The sequence below is a fragment of the Streptomyces sp. NPDC027185 genome (assembly GCF_055567035.1).
The window spans coordinates 375,555-394,805 of record NZ_JBVHRF010000007.1 but is presented as its reverse complement, the minus strand read 5'-3'; the positions used below and the strand labels follow the sequence as shown (position 1 = coordinate 394,805).

General features: G+C 74.5%; 9 protein-coding genes. 5 read left to right on the top strand and 4 right to left on the bottom strand.

Translation table 11 applies throughout. From position 1 onward, the window contains the following. Window positions 1–42: 42 nt before the first annotated feature. The 3 genes from ACZ4M8_RS24075 to ACZ4M8_RS24065 form a co-directional block, all read right to left on the bottom strand. Window positions 43–921: a hypothetical protein gene (locus ACZ4M8_RS24075; protein ID WP_467610540.1), complete on the bottom strand. Its 879-nt coding sequence runs from the start codon at window positions 919–921 to the stop codon at window positions 43–45. Further along, window positions 921–2,192: a VWA domain-containing protein gene (locus ACZ4M8_RS24070; RefSeq protein WP_467610538.1), complete on the bottom strand. Its 1,272-nt coding sequence runs from the start codon at window positions 2,190–2,192 to the stop codon at window positions 921–923. Before ACZ4M8_RS24070 ends, ACZ4M8_RS24075 begins: the two co-directional genes overlap by 1 nt. Window positions 2,193–2,376: 184 nt before the next feature. Continuing rightward, window positions 2,377–3,441, bottom strand: a complete 1,065-nt coding sequence (locus tag ACZ4M8_RS24065) for a lipoate--protein ligase family protein (protein WP_467610536.1) — start codon at window positions 3,439–3,441, stop codon at window positions 2,377–2,379. 237 nt (window positions 3,442–3,678) lie between these two features. Between ACZ4M8_RS24065 and ACZ4M8_RS24060 the strand changes: the two genes are divergently transcribed. Genes ACZ4M8_RS24060 through ACZ4M8_RS24050 form a run of 3 tightly spaced genes read left to right on the top strand, consistent with a single transcriptional unit; the run spans window position 3,679 to window position 6,131 of the window. Beyond that, on the top strand, window positions 3,679–4,629 hold the full coding sequence (locus ACZ4M8_RS24060) for a hypothetical protein (RefSeq protein WP_467610534.1): 951 nt from the start codon (window positions 3,679–3,681) through the stop codon (window positions 4,627–4,629). A gap of 19 nt (window positions 4,630–4,648) precedes the next feature. Next, a complete protein-coding gene (locus ACZ4M8_RS24055; protein WP_467610532.1) occupies window positions 4,649–5,308 on the top strand; it encodes a hypothetical protein in 660 nt (219 codons plus the stop codon). Next, a complete protein-coding gene (locus ACZ4M8_RS24050) occupies window positions 5,289–6,131 on the top strand; it encodes an inositol monophosphatase family protein (RefSeq protein ID WP_467610530.1) in 843 nt (280 codons plus the stop codon). Before ACZ4M8_RS24055 ends, ACZ4M8_RS24050 begins: the two co-directional genes overlap by 20 nt. Before the next feature lie 108 nt (window positions 6,132–6,239). Here the strand turns inward: ACZ4M8_RS24050 and ACZ4M8_RS24045 are convergent, their stop codons facing one another. Next, a complete protein-coding gene (locus tag ACZ4M8_RS24045; protein ID WP_467610528.1) occupies window positions 6,240–7,427 on the bottom strand; it encodes an ArsB/NhaD family transporter in 1,188 nt (395 codons plus the stop codon). A 216-nt stretch (window positions 7,428–7,643) separates the two neighbouring features. Between ACZ4M8_RS24045 and ACZ4M8_RS24040 the strand changes: the two genes are divergently transcribed. Beyond that, window positions 7,644–13,469 (top strand): WD40 domain-containing protein, encoded by a 5,826-nt coding sequence (locus tag ACZ4M8_RS24040; protein ID WP_467610526.1) that lies wholly within the window; start codon window positions 7,644–7,646, stop codon window positions 13,467–13,469. A 490-nt stretch (window positions 13,470–13,959) separates the two neighbouring features. Beyond that, entirely contained in the window at window positions 13,960–19,233 is a 5,274-nt protein-coding gene (locus ACZ4M8_RS24035; protein ID WP_467610524.1) for a type I polyketide synthase, read from the top strand. The last annotated feature ends 18 nt before the right edge of the window (window positions 19,234–19,251 follow it).

The window sequence follows — 19,251 nt, the reverse complement described above, 5'->3', positions numbered from 1 at the left end:
TACGCGGAAGATCCGCTCTGCCGGTCTCTCGCCGGTCTCCCGTCAGACGCCGGGCGGGACCCGGGACGGGCGGCCGCGGCCGGCGGTGAGGCGGTAGCCCGCGATGCCGGCCAGGGCCGCGGCGACGCCGCCCGCCGCGGTCCAGATCCAGCGGTCGGACCACCAGCCGGAGGCCCAGCCGCCGTCCGGCTCGGCTGCCGTGGCGGTGGGGGCCGCGGAGGCCGACGGGCTCGCCGGGGAGCCGTCCGTCCCCTCGTCACCGGCCTCGTCGCGCGCGTCGGAGACGGTCGCCCCGGGGACGAGCGGCGCGGCCAGCGCCCCGTCCACGGCGTGGGCGGCGCCCGCGTCCTTGACATCCGCGGTCACCTCGGCGCGTACCGGCAGGCCCAGGTCCTCCTGGGACAGTTCGGTGGTGGTCAGCCGCAGGTAGTAGCGGCCCGGCAGCGGGTCGTCGGACCACGGCTCGGCCCAGGCGCGGACGGTCCGCAGGGTGCAGGCCAGCTCCACCGACGCGGCGTCGGCGGCCGCCGTCCGCGCCTGCATGCCGTAGCGGCACGCCTGACGGCGCCGCAGCCCGTCGTACACGTCGAGACGCCAGGTGGCCGCGGCGTGCCGGGCCGAGTCGGGCAGCTTCACCTTCGCCCGTACCGTCGCGTCCTGACCCCCGTCGAGGGGGACCGCCCAGTACAGGTAGTCGCCCGTGGAGGCGTCGGCGGTGGCGCGCTGTCCGGGCAGCATCAGGGCGGCCGTACGGAAGGAGGTGCCCGCCTCGGTCGGCGCGGGCGCCGCACCGTCGGAGCCGGGGCTCGGGGAGCCGGCGGAAGCGGTGGGCTCCGGGTCGTCCGCGAGCGCCGGGGCGGCCGAGGTGAGCAGGGCGGCGGCGGTGAGCAGCGCCGCCGTCACGGTGCGCGGGGTCCGCATCAGTTGGTCCTCCAGACGGAGATGCGCCAGCGGGAGATCCAGCCCCACACGAGGCCGCCCACCAGACCGGCGAGGGCGAGGGTGACCAGCAGCCACCAGCCGCGGCCCAGCCCGAAGGCGGCCGGATCGGCGGCGGCGCGCGGCGCGTCCACCAGATCGACGGCCAGCTCGACGGGCAGGCCCGGCTCCCGCTTGACCGACGCCGGGGCGGAGAAGGAGTTGCTGACCTGGAGGCAGACCGTCTCGGCGGGCGGGGTGTCGCTGCCGTCCGGCGCGTCCTCGTCCGGCTTGGGGTAGCGCAGGCCGGTGGAGAGGACGTCGGTGCGCCCGTCACCGGCCTCGGAACCGCGGACGATCTCCCGCCCGTGGACGGTCACCGCCCGCAGCAGCACGCCGTAGTCGTTGTCGACGGCCCGGTCCGCGGCGACGCTCACCGAGGCCCGCAGCTCCTGGCCGGGCCGGACCGCGACGCGGTACCAGCGGTGCTCGGCGAAGCGCTCCCGGTCGCTGTAGAGGCCGGGCTTCAGCTCGGGCGCCTTCGCGCACTGCGCGGCGCCCTCGGTCGCCACCGGCGTCACCACCGGATCGGCCGCCCGGTCCACCAGCTGGTGCACCCGCTTGCCGAGCTGCTCGGTGTGGTGGATGGAGGTGTACGTACCGCCGGTGGCCTCCGCGATGCAGCTCAGCTGCTTACGGGTCTTGGCGTCCGGCAGCAGGCCGAGGGTGTCGACGGTGAGGTGGATGCCCCGGGCGGCGATGTCGCGCGCCACCTCGCAGGGGTCGAGCGGCTGGCAGGTGTCCTCGCCGTCGGTGATCAGAACGATCCGGGCCGAGTCACCGCCCTTGAGGTCGTCGGCGGCGGCCAGCAGCGACGGGCCGATCGGCGTCCAGCCCGTGGGGGCCAGCGTGGCGACCGCGGTCTTCGCGTCGTTCCGGTCGAGCGGCCCGACCGGGTAGAGCAGCTTGGTGTCCTTGCAGCCGACCTTGCGGTCCTCGCCCGGATAGTTCGCGCCGAGGGTGCGGATGCCCAGTTCGACATCGGCCGGCACCGCGTCCAGGACCTCGTTGAACGCGGACTTCGCCGCCGCCATCCGGCTCTGTCCGTCGAGGTCGCGGGCGCGCATGGAGCCGCTGACGTCGAGGACCAGCTCGACCTTCGGGACGGGCTTGGCGTCCGGCTCACCGGCCGCGGCGGGTGTGGGGAGCAGGCCGACGGCCACCGTGGCGAGCAGGCCGCACACCCCGGCCGCCAGCCGCTTTCTTATGATCATCGACGGATCGTATGGAGGATTCACCGCCAGAACAAAACGGCCCGTCAGATACCGGCTGCGGACCGCCGGACGGGCCCGCAGCCGCGTGGCCGGGACCCGCCGCCGGCCCCCCGGTCCCCGTGTCCGGCCGCCGGGGAACCCGCCGGAGCGCCCCGCATCCGAAGGGCCGGGCCCCGCCCGGCGGTTACGGCACCCGCGCCGTCCACTCCTCGTTCGCGAACTTCGTCCGCACCAGCTCCTCGGCGCGCGCCAGCTCCGCGTCGGTGACCGCGCCGCGGGTCAGCCCGTACCGGTCGCGGAACGAGCCGATCATCCGCGTGATGACCTCCTCGCGCGGCAGCCCCGTCTGCCGCCGCAGCGGATCGACCCGCTTCTTGGCACTCTTCGTGCCCTTGTCCGACAGCTTCTCCTTGCCGATCCGCAGCACGTCGAGCATCTTCGCGGCGTCGATGTCGTACGACATGGTGACGTGGTGCAGCACGGCGCCGGGCCCGCCGTCCGGGCCGACCATCCGCTTCTGCGCGGCGCCGGCGACCTTGCCGACCTCGGTGGCGATGTCGTTGAGCGGCTGGTACCACGCCTTGATGCCCATGTCGCCGAGGGCGCCGAGGACCCAGTCGTCCAGATACGCGTAGCTGTCCGCGAACGACAGGCCGGAGACCAGCGCCTCGGGGACGGCCAGGGAGTAGGTGATGGTGCTGCGCGGCTCGGCGAACATCGCGCCGCCGCCGGAGATCCGCCGGACGACCGTGACGCCGTGCCGGGCGGTGCCCTCCGGATCGACCTCGTTGCGCAGCGACTGGAAGCTGCCGATGATCACGGCGGGGGCGTCCCACTCCCAGACCCGCAGCGTCGGCGGACGGCGACCCGCCGCCACCTCTGCGGTGATGACCTCGTCGAGCGCCATGTGCAGGGCGGGCGGCTGCGGTTGGTCGTGGATGAGCTGCCAGTCGTAGTCGCCCCACTCGGTGGCCTGCGCCAGCGCCCGCCGCACCGCGATCGCCACGCCCTCCGCCGTCAGCCCGAACATCACCGTGTCCGCCGGCAGCGCCGCCGTGATCCGTGCGGCGAGCCCCACCGCGTCGGTGGTCGCGGGGGCGCCCTCCAGCGCGTTGTCGATCGCGCCGATCGCCTCGTCCGGCTCCAGGAAGAAGTCCCCGGCCACCCGGACGTGCCGCAGCACACCGCCGGCCACGTCCAGATCGACCACGACGAGCTTGCCGCCGGGAACCTTGTACTCGCCGTGCACCGTGCCGCCTCCACGCCCGCCGTCGGCCGCGCCGGCCGAGATCCGTCCTGATTCGTCCCACCGTAACCGAGGCCACCGACAGCCCGGCGCCGCCCGCGCACGCGCCCCGGGGGCGCCGCTTCGCACCACGTCAGGGGCGCGCCGCGGCAACTCCCCGGCCCGTCAGGGATCTTGGCGGCCCTGGCCAGAGCCCTCCCCGAACTCCTACGATGCGAGGGAACGGGGAGGGGGCTCGACGTGGTGCAGCGAGTGGGACGGGTGGAGTTCGGCGTCGCCTGGGTGATCAGGAACCTGGACGTGCTGATCGCGGTCGGGCTCGGCCTGACCATCGGCATGATGGACGTCTTCGGCGACGTCATCAGCGACGACGTGTCGTCCGGCGCGACGTTGCTGGTGCTCGGCACCCTCGCGGTCGGCTCGATGACGGAGCGGCTGCGCCGCAAGTCCGACATCGAGGAGGCGTCCGCGGACACCCGCCGCGCCCTGGAGGACCTCGCGATGGTCCGCTCCCTGTCCGGCGACGAGGTCGGCGACGCCCTGGAGGAGGCCCGCGCCCAGACCAACCGCTGGTACTTCAAGGGCGGCACCGGCACCTACCTGCGCGCCGTGACCCTGCCGCGCTGCGTGGCGAGCGCCACCCGCCGGCGCGCCCAGCTCAGCGTCAAGATCGACATCATCAACCCGGCGGACGAACGGACCTGCGCCGCCTACGCCCGCTTCCGCCAGACCTTCGCCCGCCGCCGCAACGACGACGCGGCGTACGCCTGGACCGCCGACCGCACCCGCAAGGAGGCGTACGCCACGGTCCTCGCCGCCTGCTGGTACCGCCAGCGGCTCGACACCCTGGAGATCAGCGTCCATCTCTCCTCGGGCGTGCCCACCCTCCGCTTCGACCTCTCCGAGTCCTGCCTGATCATCACCCAGGACGACCCCAACCGCGTCAACCTCCTCGTCCCCCGCGGCCGGCCGCTCTACGACTACTACGTCACCGAGCTGCACCAGAGCCGTGAGCAGGCCGTCCGCCTCGACCTGCGCGGTATCGCCCCGCTCGGCGACGAGCCCACCGTCGACGAGGTCCGCGCGGTCTTCGACGACGTCGCGCTGCCGCTGCCCTCGGTGTTCGGCGACACCGACGTCGCGGAGATCATCGACAAAGCCCTGCACGCTGAGGACCCCTACCGGAGGTGAGACGCCTCGGGCGCGGCTCATGGACTACGACACGCTCGAACGACTGCTCCGGCCCGGCACACCACGGGAGGCGCCCCGCGCCGGGGTCACCGCCGTCCTGGAGGACATCGCCCACGGCCGGCGGGCGATCCGCGCCGTCCACCACCCGCTCGGCTTCCTCTGCCTGCCGCTGGACCGCGACGGCGCCCGCGGCGTCTGCGTCCACCTCTTCGGCACCGGCGCCCGGCCCGACCCCACCGCCGCCCCCATGCACGCCCACAGCTGGGAGCTGCACAGCTACGTCCTCTACGGCCGGGTCGGCAACCTCCCGGTGACCGTGACGGACGCCGCGCACGCCCCCACCCACCGCGTCTTCGAGGTCGCGAGCGCCCCCTCCGGCGTCGACACGCTTCGGCCCACCTCCCGCCTGGTGCGCTGCGAGCCGGGCCCCGCCGCCGCCAGCGGCAGCGGGGAGACGTACCGCCTGCCGGCCGGTGAGTTCCACGCCACCGTCGTCACGCGCGACGAGCCCGCCGCCACGCTGGTGCTCGGCCGGTCGCTGCCCGGCCACACCGACCTCTCCCTGGGGCCCCTGCACGGCCGCGGCCACCGGACGGTGCGCCGGCTGTGCGGCGCGGAACACACCGAACGGACCGTCCGCACAGCACTGAGGAGGATCCATGCCGAGCAGCGCGCATGACCGGGACGCCGCACCGTACGCGCACGAGGCGCGGGTGGCCGTCGCCGCCGCCGAGGAGGCCGGGGCGCTGCTGCGCGGCCGGTTCGGCGCGGCGCGGGCGGTGGGGGTGAAGGACGCCGAGGGCGATGTCGTCACCGATCTCGACCTGGCCGCCGAGAAGATCATCCTGGCCCGCCTCCAGACCCACTTCCCGCACGACCGGATCCTCTCCGAGGAGGCGGGCCTGCTCGACGCTGCCGGCGCCCGCACCTGGCTGGTGGACCCGCTCGACGGCAGCAACAACGTCGCGATCGGCCTGACCGCGTACGCCGTCGGCATCGGGCTGTGCGTGGACGGCGCGCCGGTCGTCGGTGTGGTGCACGAACCGGTCACCGGTTGCACCTGGCAGGCGATCCGCGGCGGGGGCGCCACCCGCGGCCCGGACCGGCTCCCCGGACCGTCCGGCACGGTGCCGCGCAGCGGACCGGTGGTGGCCTGGACGCAGGGGCACGCGGTGGGCCGGGCCGACCCGGTGGCCGCCGGGCTCCGCGGTCAACTGGAGCGCCGGGCCCGGCGGGTGCTCCAGCTGTGGGCTCCGCTGCTGGGCTGGTCGATGCTGGCGCGCGGCGCGATCGACGGTTTCGTCGGCTACCGCGCGGAGGGCATCGACTTCCCCGCGGGCGCGCTGCTGGCCGCCGAGGCGGGCGTGGAGTTCCGCACCCTGAGCGGCGGCCCCTTCACGGTGGGCTCGACCGGCCCGGACACCGACCGCAGTTTCGTCGCCGCCCGCGCCGACACCCTGACGTACCTGCTCGACGTGGTCGCCGGGGCGCGGGCGGCCTGAGGCGCGGCGGGCGGGAAGGCGGCGGCCACGGGGGAGTGGCGGCCGCCGGTCCGTCCCGGTGGGGCCTGCTCCCGGCGGGGCGTCACCGGCCGCTGCGGGGCGCCCCCCTCACCCCACCGCCAGCGCCGCCGTCGCCGCCGCCGTCGCCGTCACGGCCAGGACGAAACCGGTGCCCACGAAGCGCCGCAGCGGGATGACGGTGCCCTGGCCGCGGCACCGTTCGAACCACAGCAGCGTCGCCAGCGACGCCCACGGCGTGACCAGCGGGCCGACGTTGGTGCCGATCAGCAGCGCCAGCAGCTGGTGGTGGTTGCCGACCGGGACCGCCGCCTCGCCCGCCATGTAGACCGGCAGATTGTTGAGGACGTTGGACAGACCCGCGCCGACGCCCGCCGAGCGGAACATGCCGAGCAGCCCGCCGTCCGGCCCCACCGCGGCGGTCAGCAGCGTGTGCAGACCGTGCGCGTTCACCGTCTCGACGACCAGGAACATCCCCGGCACCAGCACCAGCAGCCGCCACGGCACCAGCGACCAGCGCAGTTCGGCGGGGCGCCGCACCGCGAACGCCACCACCACGACCAGCATCGTCGTCAGCGACGCCGACCACAGCGGGACGTCCGCGACGAGGATCGCCACCAGGAATCCGGCACACGCCAGCGCGCACACCCGGAACAGCACCGGATCGGCCGGCGCCGTCCGCTCCGGCGGTACGTACGTCTGCGCGCCCCGTCGCCCGCGCCGCCAGTAGAAGCCCCACAGGCACACCGTCGTGGCGGCGACGGCGGCCAGCTGGGGCAGGCCCATCGTCGCCGCCATCTCGGTGGGGGAGAGGCCGACCCGGTCCGACGCCAGCAGGTTCGTCAGGTTCGACACCGGCAGCAGCAGGCTGGCGGTGTTCGCCAGCCAGACCGTCGTCATCGCCAGCGGCACCGGCGCGATGCCGACCCGCCCGGCCAGCGCCAGCATCACCGGCGTCAGCAGCACCGCCGTGGTGTCGAGGTTCAGTGCGATGGTGATGACGGAGGCGAAGAGCACGCACAGCCCGAACAGCCGCGGATAGCTGCCCCGGCCGGTCCGCGCCACCCAGGACGCCACCGCGTCGAACACCTCGGCCCGGCCGGTCAGTTCGGCCATCACGATCACCGTGGCGAGGAACGCCAGCAGCGGCCCGATGCGCGCCATCGCCTCCCCGGCCGGCGCGGTCGGCAGCAGCCCCGTGACCACGCACAGCAGACCGCAGGCGAGCAGCCCGGCGGCGAGCCAGTCCAGGGGATGCAGACGTTTGAGGAAGCGCACGCCCGACAGCGTCGCACACCCGCCCGGACCGGACGGGGGAGAGGTACGGATCAAGGGCCCCGGCGGAAGGCTCCGGCGCCCGCCGCCCGCCCCCACACGCCGGAGCCCGGCGCCGCCCGGACGGCCCGGCGCCCGCGCCCGGCCCCCGGCACCGGCCCGTACACATGATCCCCTCAACCGCCTGCCCCGCCCGCCGCGACCTCCTACGATGGGCGCATGGTGACTGACGGGGAACTGCTCGGCCGGACGCGCGACTTGGACTTCTTCATCAGCTATTCGCCCGCCGACGAACAATGGGCGTCCTGGATCGCGTGGACCCTGGAGGAGGCCGGGTACCGCACCGTCATCCAGGCGTGGGACTTCGTCGCCGGGACCAACTTCATCGACTTCATGGACCGCGGCGTCAGCGAATCCGTCGCCGTCATCGCCGTCCTCTCCGGCCACTACGGCCGCTCCACCTACGGCCGCATGGAGTGGCAGGCCGCCCTCCGCGCCGAACCGGAGCAGCCCGAACGCAAGCTGCTGACCGTCCGCGTCGAGGACATCCCCATCGAGGGCCTGCTCGCCACCATCACCTACGTCGACCTCGTCGGCGTCACCGACCCCGCGACCGCCCGGAGCATGCTCTTGACCCGCGTCGGCCAGGCCGTCGAGGGCCACGCCCGGCCCGGTCACAGCCCCGGCTACCCCGGCTCCCTCACCGCCACCGGCTCCTTCCAGCTGCCCGCGCCCGCCACCGCCCCCGACGACCGGCAGCGCCCGCTCGGCCGCACCGGCTGGTCCGGCCGCCGCCGCCCGGCCCGCGCCCCGCAGTACCCGCAGGCCCCCGGGCCCGCCCGCGACCAGGGCGCGCTGACGGTGCTGCACCTCGCCGGGCCCGACTTCGGCCGCGGCCGCGAACCGGACGCGCTGCGCCGGGAGATCCGCGGCGACCTCGTCGAGCTGAAGGACGCCGGGGCGCCCTCACCCGACCTCCTCGTCGTCACCGGCGACCTCACCGCCTCCGGCAGCCCCCGCGAGTGCGACCAGGCCCTCAGCTTCCTCACCGGCCTGCGCTCCCAGCTCGACCTGCCGCCGCAGCGTGTCGTCGTCGTCCCCGGCAACCAGGACGTCAGCCAGGCCGCCTGCCGCGGCTACTTCCACACCTGCGAGGCCGACGAGATCCCGCCGCAGCCCCCGTACTGGCCCAAGTGGCGCCACTACACCCGCCTCTTCCGCGGCCTCTACGAGGGCCTGGACACCGTCTTCGACAGCGACCAGCCCTGGACCCTCTTCCCGGTCCCCGAACTCCACACCGTCATCGCCGGGTTCAACTCCTCCATCGCCTCCAGCCACCGCCCCGACGACCAGTACGGCTTCCTCGGCCGCGACCAGGCCACCTGGTTCGCCGAGGCGCTGCGCGGCTACGAGGACGAGGGCTGGCTGCGCATCGGCGCGCTCCGCCACCCGCTCACCGGCCGCCGCCGCCCCCAGGACGCCCCCGGCGGCCCCGGCACCCTCCGCGACGTCGACACCTTCACCCGGCTCGCCGCCCCCCGCCTCCACTTCGTGCTGCACGGCCCCAGCGGCGGCCCCCGCACCACCGGCGGCGAGCCCTCCCACGACCACCTCCCGCTCCAGAACGGCGCACTGCCGCTGTACGGTTCGGCCGCCCCCGCCGGGTTCGAGCTGCTGCACGTCACCGCCGACGGCGTCACCCGCTGGACGGGCGAGGGCGGCACCGAACCTGCCGTCTTCCCGGTCAGCTGGCAGGGCGCCGGCCGGATCTTCGCCCCGCCCGGCGAGCCCGCCGCACCGGGCGCCGCGGCCGCCGTCCCGCCCGCCGACCACCGCGCCGTCGCCGAGCCCGCCGACTCCCTCGCCGAACGCGTCAAGGAGGTCTGCCGCGCCCGCCAGGAAGGCGTCCGCCTGCGCGACGTGCCCCGCACCGCCCCCGACGACCTCACCCAGATCATGGTCACCTGGAGCGACGAGGGCGTCATCCGCCAGCAGCGCGTCGCCGTGCACCCCGGCACCCCCACCGACGCCGAACTCGACCGCTTCCTCGCCCAGGTGCACGCCACCGACACCACCTCCGAGGCCGAGCTGGTCCACGACGGTCCGCCGCCCGAGCAGGCGCTGCGCGAGCGCGCCGGGCGCCGCGGCATCCGCGTCCGCAGCTTCCTCGAATTCCAGGGCCTGCTGGACCTGCGCACCTACGTCACCGCCCAGACCGCCCGGCTGAGCAACGACGACCGCTACGCCCCCGACCTCTACCTCCCGCAGCGCTTCCGCGACGCCGAACGCCCCGACGCCGACGTACGCGACCACCTCGTCGAGGAGATGCTCCAGCTCCTGGAGACCGACCACGGCCGCTTCCTGCTGCTCCTCGGCGACTTCGGCCACGGCAAGACCTTCGCCCTGCGCGAGCTGGCCCGCCGTATCCCCGAACGCCTCCCGCACCTCACCCCGATCCTCATCCCGCTGCACACCCTCGACCGCGCCCACAGCCTCGAAGGGCTCGTCGCCGCACACCTCGCCGGCCATGACGTCGACACCATCGACCTGCGCGCCCTGCGCTACATGCTCGCCCAGGGCCGCGTCGTCCTCCTCTTCGACGGCTTCGACGAACTCGTCAACCGCGTCAGCTACGACCGCGCCGCCGACCACCTCCAGGTCCTCCTCAACGCCGCCGTCGACAACGCCAAGATCGTCGTCAGCAGCCGCACCCAGCACTTCAAGTCCCGCGACCAGGTCCTCACCGCACTCGGCGAACGCGTCGGACTCCTCTCCCAGCGCCGCATCCTCGCCGTCGAGGGCTTCGTCCCCGAACAGATCCGCGCCTACCTCGTCGGCCGCTACGGCGACGAGGAGACCGCCGCCCGCCGCTTCGAACTCCTCGCCGCCATCCCCGACCTGCTCGCCCTGTGCGCCAACCCCCGGCTGCTGAGCTTCGTCGCCGACCTCGACCCCGACCAGCTGCGCGCCGTCGCCGGCGCCGGCCGCGCCCTGAGCCCCGCCCGGCTCTACGAGGACGTCTTCACCGCCTGGCTCGCCCACGAGGAACGCCGCGGCCAGGGCGGCCCCGGCGCCGCCCCCGGCCTCACCCTCGACCACCTCTGGGCCGCCGTCACCGCTCTCGCCCGCCGCCTGTGGGAGACCGGCCGCAGCGCCCTCCACCTCGACGAGCTGACCGACACCGTCGCCACCGCCCTCGCCGGGCTCGCCGGGACGACCCTCACCACCCAGGAGAGCGCCCAGGCGGTCGGCGCCGGATCGCTGCTGATCCGCACCGACGACGGGCTGTTCCAGTTCATCCACGGCTCCGTCGTCGAATGGCTCGTCGCCCGCGAGGCCGCCGACCGCCTCGCCGACGGCGACAGCGCCCTGCTCGCCGCCCGCCCGCTGAGCGCCCTGGCCGTCGAGTTCTTCTGCGACCTCGCCGACCACGACCTGTCCACCGCCTGGGTCCGCACCGTCCTCAACGCCCCCGGGCCCGGCGTCAGCGACGCCGCCCGCGCCAACGCCGTCCGCGTCATCGACCGGCTCCGCGTCCCCGCCGGCGCCGATCTGCGCGCCGCCCGCCTCTCCGGCGAGGACCTCTCCGGACGCGACTTCTCCGGCGTCGACCTCACCGGCGCCGACCTCACCGACACCCGCCTGATCGGCGCCAACCTCTCCGGCGCCGTACTGCGCGACGCCCGCCTCAACGGCGCCCGCCTCGACCACGCCGACCTCTCCGGCGCCGACGTCACCGGCGCCGATCTGCGCGGCGCCCGTCTGACCCGCGCCGATCTGCGCGGCGCCGTCCTGGCCCGCAGCCGCTGGCACCGCGCCGCCCTCATCGACCCGCTCCTCGACCCGCAGGTCCGCGCCGCGCCGGAACTGCGCACCGCCGCCGTCGCCCCCGGTATGCCCGTCGAGGTCGGCTTCCGCCCGGCCGCCGTCGGCGTCCCGTACGGCTTCGACATGCGCACCAGCCGGCTGCCCGAGCCGCTCTCGTACAGCCCCGAGGGGGAACTCCTCGCGGTGGGCAGCGAGGACGGCGGGGTGCTGGTCTGCGCCGCCGACACCGGCCGCGCGCTGCGCACCCTCCACGGGCACGAGGGCCGGGTGTACGCGGTGAAGTTCCGCTCCCGGGTCCTCGCCACCGGCGGCGCCGACGGCACCGTCCGGCTGTGGGACCCGGTCTCCGGACGGCAGATGCACCGCCTGGACATCCACCCCGGCGGCGTCTGGCCGGTCTCCCTCGACGACGCCGGCACGCTGCTCGCCACGGGCGACGCGGACGGTCTGGTCACCCTCTGGGACACCGCCACCGGCGAGCCGCTCCAGCAACTGCCCGGCCACGCCGCCCCCGTCTACACCGCGGTCTTCAGCGCCGACGGCCGCACCCTCGTCACCGGCGACGCCGCTGCCGACCTCCGTATCTGGGACACCCGTACGGGAGAGTGCACCGGCACCCTCGACGGCCACGAACACGCCGTGTTCCGCGCCCGGTTCAGCCCCGACGGGACGCTGCTGGCCACCGGCGACCACGGCGCCGACGGCCACGGCACGGTCCGCGTCTGGGACCTGGCCGGACGGCGGCTGCTGCACACCTTCACCGGCCACACCGGCCGCGTCTACACCCTCGACTTCCACCCCGACGGCAACCTCCTCGTCAGCGGCGACACCGACGGCCAGGTACGGCTGTGGGACCCGGTCGTCGGCGCGCCCGCGGGCGCCCTGGAGCGGTGCACCGGCGCGGTCTACCAGGTGATGTTCGGCAACGGCGGGCGGCTCCTCGCCGCCTGCGACAGCGACGGCACCGTCCGGCTGTGGCGCGTCGCGCTGAGCGGCGGCCACCGCGCCATCAGCCTGCTGCGGCAGCAGCCCGTCGAACACCGCGGCTCCGCCTGGGCCTGCCGGTTCCGCCCGCAGGGCAGCCAGCTGGTGACGGTCGGCAACGACGGCGGCGCGCAGATCTGGGACGCCGACACCGGCCAGGGCCAGCGGATCCTGCGCGGGCACGGCCGCCGGGTCAACACCGTCGCGTTCAGCGCCGACGGCGCCCGCCTCGCCACCAGCGGCAACGACGGCGTCGTCCGCCTCTGGGACGCCCGCACCGGCCGCCGCACCGCCGAACTCACCGGCCGCGGCGACCGGTTGATCTCCGCGGCCTTCAGCCCCGCGGGCCCGATACTGGGCACCGCCAGCAACGACGGCGACGTCTACCTCTGGAACGCCGTCACCGGCGAGTACCTGCGCGAGATCGACGTGGAGACCGACCACACCTGGGCCGAGGCGTTCAGCTCCGACGGCACGCTGCTGGCCACCGCCAACGACGACGACTCCGTCCGCCTGTGGTGGCGCGCCACCGGCGCCCATGTCGCCACCCTCGCCGACCACCGCGGGCGGGTGCGCTCCATCGCCTTCCGCGGCGACGGCGCGGCGCTGGCCACCGGCTGCGACGACGGCCGGGTCCGCCTCTGGGAGCAGGAGAGCGGCCGGATGACCGCCGAACTCGACGGCCACGCCGACCGCGTCTACGCCGTCGCCTTCGGCGCCGACAGCGACTGGCTGGCCAGCGCCTCCTGGGACGGCACCGCCCTGATCTGGCGGGACGGCGCGCCCCGCCACGTCCTGACCGGCCATCACGGCAGGCTCTGGGCGGCGGTCGCCCACCCCCGGCTGCCGCTGCTCGCCACCGCCGGCGACGACCGCGTCATCTGCCTCTGGGACGCCCGCACCGGCACCCGCACCGCCCGGCTCACCGGCCACACCGGCCGGATCTTCTCCCTCGCCTTCAGCCCCGACGGCACCCGCCTGGCCAGCGCCGGTGAGGACGGCACCGTCCGCCTGTGGAACATCCCCGCACCGAACTGCCCGCCCACCCCGCACGCCACCCTCATCGGCGTCTCCGGCGGCTGGGCGGCGCTGACCCCCGAGGGCGGCTACAAGTACGAGGGCGAGGTCACCGGCGAGTTCTGGCACGTCGTCGGCATGGCCCGCTTCACCCCCGGCGAACTGGACGAGTACCTGCCGGGCGTCCACCGGCTGCCGCTCGACGCGGAGTTGTGAGGGGCGGGGTCCGGGCGCCGAGGGCGGCCCGGACCCCGGTGTTCCGCGGGCTCGGGAGTAAAGAAGGAGCGGAAAGCAGAGGCGAGGGGGCGTCGGTCCGGCGTCCCCCGCTTCGTCGTGCCCGCCCGTCGTTCTGCGCACGGGCGGCTTCTCCGCCGTGCCGCCTCCCCGCCGCTCCGGCGCGGTGCCGCGGTGTCGTCTTCCGCCGGGCTCGTGCGGCCTCCTGACCCTGTCCGGGCCGAAAGATTATTTGGCTGATTCTTTGTGGCGCAGGCGCGATCTCGGTCGACATGATCATCACGCTCTGCCGATCTTCTGCTGCATATGGTTATCGGTTCGCGAGGTTGGCGAGCATAACCGCAGGTCGGAGTCGGGTGGGGTGCGGCGGGTGTCCCCGTTCGGGGAGTTCCTGTCATACGGACGTTCCACGGCATCAGGTGGAAATGAGCCGAATGGCCGTGGGTGGACTTGAGGGAAAGTGGACGGTTGAATGGCGACAAAGTCTGATAGCAGGGATTTTGAGCCGGTAGCGGTGATCGGGATGGCGCTGCGGTTCCCGTCAGCCGCCGATTCCCCCGAAGCGCTGTGGCATCTGCTGACGTCGGGAGAGCGGACGGTGGGCCCGGTCCCCCGGGAACGGTGGGAGCCGTATCTGTCGGACAGTCCGGAGGTCGCCGGGCTGCTGCGGCGGACGGTGCAGTACGGGTCGTTCCTGGACGACATCGCAGGGTTCGACGCGAATTTCTTCGGCATCTCCCCGCGCGAGGCCCACGTGATGGACCCGCAGCAGAGGATCGCGCTGGAGGTCTGCTGGCGGGCCCTGGAGCATGCGGGAATCCCGGCCCGCGCCCTCGCGGGCAGCGACACCGGGGTGTTCATGGGGGTGGCGGACAGCGACTACGGCCGGCGCCTCCTGAGCGACATCCCCGGCGTCGACGCCCTGCGGATCTCCGGCGGGATGCACTACGGCGTGCCCAACCGGATCTCCCACCTCTACGACCTCCTCGGCCCCAGCATCTCGGTGGACACGGCCTGCTCGTCCAGCATGGCGGCGATGCACCTCGCGGTGCGGAGCCTGCAGTCCGGCGAGATTCCGCTGGCGCTGGCCGGCGGCTCCCACCTGATGATCGGCCCGGCTCCGCTGCTGGGGCTCACCGACGCGGGAACGACGTCCGCGGACGGGATGAGCAAACCCTTCGACGCCGCGGCCGACGGGTACGGACGCGGCGAGGGCGTGGGCGTTCTCGTCCTGAAGCGGCTGGCGGACGCCCGGCACGCGGGCGACCGGGTGCTGGCGGTGATCGTGGGCAGCGCCGTCAACCAGGATGGCTGGACCCCCGGGTTCATGGCGCCCAGCGACACCGCTCAGGCCCACATGCTGCGGACGCTGTACGCACGGGCGGGGATCGCGCCGTCGGCGGTCGATTACGTGGAGGCCCACGGCACCGGCACCGCGGTCGGCGACCCGCTGGAGGCCGCGGCCCTCGGAGAGGTCTTCGGCCGCGGCCGGACCCCGGACGATCCCTGCCTGATCGGTTCGGTCAAGCCCCACATCGGCCATCTGGAATCGGCTTCCGGGGTGGCCGGTGTCATCAAGACGGTGCTGGCGATGCGGGCCGGAACCATTCCGGCGGCCCCCGGGTTCTCGGGAGCGCTCAACCCGGCGGTGGACTGGGCGGCCTCGGGACTGAGCGTGGTGCGGGAGCCCACGGCATGGCCGGACCGCGGACATCCGCGGCGCGCGGGCATATCCAGCTTCGGAGCCGGCGGCACCATCGGCCACCTCATCCTGGAACAGGCCCCCGAGCCGGCCGCACCCGAGCGTCCGGCGCAGCACGCGAACACGCCGTACCCGCTCTCCCCGGCGGGGGCCGACGGTTCGCAGCGGCGGACACCGCGCCTGTTCCCGTTCTCCTCCATGTCCCGCGAAGGGGTGGCCGCCAATGCGTCCGCCCTCAAGGAATGGCTCGACGGCCACCCGGAAGCGCCGCTGTCCTCGGTCGCCCATACGCTCACCAGGCGCCGGTCCGCGCTGCCGTGGCGCGGGGCCGTCGTCGCCGCCGATCACGCGCAACTGGCCGACCGCCTGGCACGTGCGGCCGAGGACGGTCAGGCGGAGGGCGTCGTGCTGCGCCGCGTGCGGCACGAGGACGCCGACGCCGTCTGGGTGTTCTCCGGGCAGGGCGCGCACTGGCCCGCCATGGGAGCGCAACTCCTGGCCACGGAGCCGGTGTTCGCCGAGGTCGTGGCGGCGCTGACGCCCGTGTTCCAGGAGGAGTTGGACCTCGACCCCAGGGCGGCACTGACCGGCGGCCCGATCGAGGACATCGCCCATGTCCAGGCGCTCACCTTCCTGATGCACACCGCCCTGGCCGCGCTGTGGCGGTCACACGGCGCCCGGCCCGCCGCGGTCGTCGGGCACTCCCTGGGCGAGATCGCCGCGGCCGTCGCCGCCGGGGTGCTGTCCCGCGCGGACGGCGCCCGGCTGGCCTGCCGCCGGGCGCGGTTGATGCGCGCCGCCCAGGGCAAGGGCGCGATGGCGCTGGTGGGACTGGCGCCGGACCGGATCGCCGCCCAGCTGGCGGACGACCCGGCGGTCTCGCTCGCCGTGTACTCCTCCCCGGTCTCCGCGGTCATCAGCGGTGACACCTCCGCCGTCGACCGGTGGTGCCGGCGGTGGGAGGCCGAGGACGTCTTCGTCCGGCGGGTCAAGAGCGATATCGCCTCCCACAGCGCGCACATGGACCCGATGCTTTCCGGTATCGCCGACGCCGTACGCGACCTCACGGTCCATGAGCCGTCAGTGCCCCTGTACAGCACCGCCCTCGACGACCCCCGGTCGGCCGCCCCGAGGGACGGCCGCTACTGGCAGGCGAACCTGCGCAACCCGGTCAGGTTCCGTCAGGCCGTCGAAGCGGCGGCTCAGGACGGGCACCGGGTCTTCCTGGAGGTCTCCAGCCACCCCATCGTCACCCACTCCCTCACCGAGACGGTGGCCGGCGGCTGGGACCTCGACGACTTCACCGTCGCCCACTCGCTGCGCCGCGGCACGGGACCCGAAGCCGTGGTCGCCAACCTGGCAGAGCTGCACTGCGCCGGTATGCGCGTGGACCGGTCCGTACCCCGGTACGACGGCCGGCTGGCCGACCTCCCGGGCATGGTCTGGCAGCACACCCGCTACTGGTGCGACACCTCGCTCCGCCGCGGGGGACACGACCCGGAGGCACACACCCTGCTGGGCTCCGTCACCGCGCTCGCGGGGCAGGCCACCCAGTACCTGTGGGAGACGCTGGTGGACCGCCATCGGCGCCCCTACCCCAAGGAACACACGGTGCACGGCGTCGACATCGTCCCCGCCGCCGTACTCATCAACACGTTCCTGAACGCCGCCCACCACGCCGGTCACCCCCTCGCCCTGCGCGATATCGCGCTGCGTACCCCGATAGCGGTCGATCCGGCCCGGAACGTGCAGGTCACGCTGGGGGAAGGCATGCTCGCCCTGCACTCCTGCCCCAGCGGCACCGAGACCCCGGAGAGCTGGCTCACCCACACCACGGCGTGTCTGGACACGAGCGGCGGGGAGCAGCACCACGCGGCCCCGCGTCTCCGGTCGCTTTGTGACACCCCGCTGGACCCCGCCCGGCTCCTGGAGACGCTCGCCCCGCTCGGAGTGGCGGGATTCGGCTTCGACTGGGAGGTCGGCGACGTGTGGCGGGGCACGCACGACATCCGGGCCCGTTTCCGGACGCCCGCCCCCCTCGTGAACCCCGGGACCGACTGGGCGCCGCTCCTCGACGCCGCGATGACGATCACCACCGTGCTGCTCCTGGACGAGGACGGGCCCCGTATGCCCGCCCACGTCCGCCACGTAGGTGTCCAGGGAAGTCCCCCGGCCGAGTTCGTGGTCCATGCGCGGAGGATTCCGGACGGCGGCGGCATCGACATCCAGGTCACCGGCGTCGACGGGGCGCCGGTCGCCGTCGTCGGCGGCCTCTCCTTCCGGGCCCTCGACGGCGACGGCACCGGCCGGCTCCCCGACCCCCGCCGTATCACCCACCACGTCGTACGGCGTCCCTGGACACCGTCCGGGACGAGGGAGGACCCGTCGCATCTGATCGTCGTCGCCCCCGACGGCGCGGTGCCCCCGTGGCTCGACAAGGTCCTCGCCGCGGCCCCCCTTCCGTATACGCTCGCCGACGGCCCCGACGCGCTCACGGCCCTGGTGCCCGCCGCGGGCGGCCGCGTCGCCGTCGTGGTCGCCGCCGCCACGCCGGACGCACGCCAGGTCGGCCGGGCGGCCGAGGAACGCACCTGGTCCCTCCTGCGCACCGCGCAGTGTCTCGCCGATCTTCCCCCCGGCCACCGGCCGCGCCTGTGGTGCCTGACCGAGGACGCGGCCACCGCGCACACGCTCGACGGCCTGGCGCAGGCCGCGCTGCTCGGTGCCGGCCGCGCCGTCGCCGGCGAACACCCGGAACTGTGGGGCGGGCACATCGATGTCGCCGACCCCGCCGGCCTGGATGCCGCCACCTTGCTGTCCATACTGGGCGATACGGCCGACGAGGACACCTATCTGATCCATGGCGACGGCGTGGGCGTCGCCCGCCTCGCCCCGCTGCCCGGGACGGCGCCACGGCTTCCGGCGCCGTGCCGGCCGGACGGCACCTACCTCATCACGGGCGGGCTGGGGGCCCTCGGCCTCGAAACCGCCCGCCGGCTCGCCCACCGCGGCGCCCGCCGCCTCCTGCTGCTGGCCCGCACCCCGCTCCCACCTCGCGCCACCTGGGGGGACGAGCACCCCACGGCGGTGCGGGACCGTATCGACGCCATCCGCCGACTGGAGGAGCGCGGGGTCACCGTGCACACCGCGGTGGCCGACGTCGCCGACCGCGAGGCGACCTGCCGCGCACTGGCCGACGCCATGGAGCACCTGCCTCCCGTCCGCGGTGTCGTCCACGCCGCCGGCCTCAGCGAGAACCAGCTGATCGCCCGGTTCGACGCGCCCGCCCTGCACCGCGTCCTGGCCCCCAAGGTCGACGGCACCCTCGTGCTCCACGAGCTGTTTCCCCCCGGCAGCCTGGATTTCCTCGTCCTGTTCTCCTCCACCGGTCAGCTCATCCGCAACACCGGACAGGCCGGGTACGCCGCGGCCAACGCCTTCCTCGACGGCTTCGCCCGGTACCGCCGCGCCCAGGGCTGCTCCGGCACACTCACCCTGGCCTGGCCGGGCTGGCAGGGGCTCGGCCTCTACGCCACGGCGACCGGCGTCTTCAGCCAGGAGATGGCCGCGTCGGGCACCGGTGACATCTCGGCCGTCACCGCGTTCCGGTGCTGGGAACACGCCGAGCGGTCCGGGGTGCCGTACGCGGCGGTGCTTCCGCTCACCACCGAGCCGACGGGGACGCCCCTGGCCCTCCTCCGCGACCTGGCCGCACACCACAAGCCCGTGCCCGCTCCCCGCGAGGAGGAGCACGAGGTCACCGACTGGAAGACGCTGCCGGGCGCGGAGCAACGCGCCTACCTGGACCACGTGGTCGCCCAGCACCTCGCCCGGGAACTCCAGATGGCGCCCGACGAGATCGACCGCAGGCGTCCCCTCCTCGACATGGGCCTCGACTCCCGTATGACGCTCTCCCTCCGCGTCCACCTGGAGCAGGCCCTCGGCCTCAAACTCCCCGCCACCCTGCTGTGGCGGCACCCGACCCTCCACGACGTCCTCACCTACCTCCAGCAGACCCAGGAAGCCGCGGAGGTGACGACCTGAGCAGGGGGAGGGGCTGAA

Coding starts and splice junctions, on each gene's coding strand:
- ACZ4M8_RS24050 (WP_467610530.1), top strand. CDS start 5,289: ATGCCGAGCAGCGCGCATGACCGGGACGCCGCACCGTACGCGCACGAG.
- ACZ4M8_RS24070 (WP_467610538.1), bottom strand. CDS start 2,192: ATGATCATAAGAAAGCGGCTGGCGGCCGGGGTGTGCGGCCTGCTCGCC.
- ACZ4M8_RS24040 (WP_467610526.1), top strand. CDS start 7,644: ATGGTGACTGACGGGGAACTGCTCGGCCGGACGCGCGACTTGGACTTC.
- ACZ4M8_RS24055 (WP_467610532.1), top strand. CDS start 4,649: ATGGACTACGACACGCTCGAACGACTGCTCCGGCCCGGCACACCACGG.
- ACZ4M8_RS24035 (WP_467610524.1), top strand. CDS start 13,960: ATGGCGACAAAGTCTGATAGCAGGGATTTTGAGCCGGTAGCGGTGATC.
- ACZ4M8_RS24075 (WP_467610540.1), bottom strand. CDS start 921: ATGCGGACCCCGCGCACCGTGACGGCGGCGCTGCTCACCGCCGCCGCC.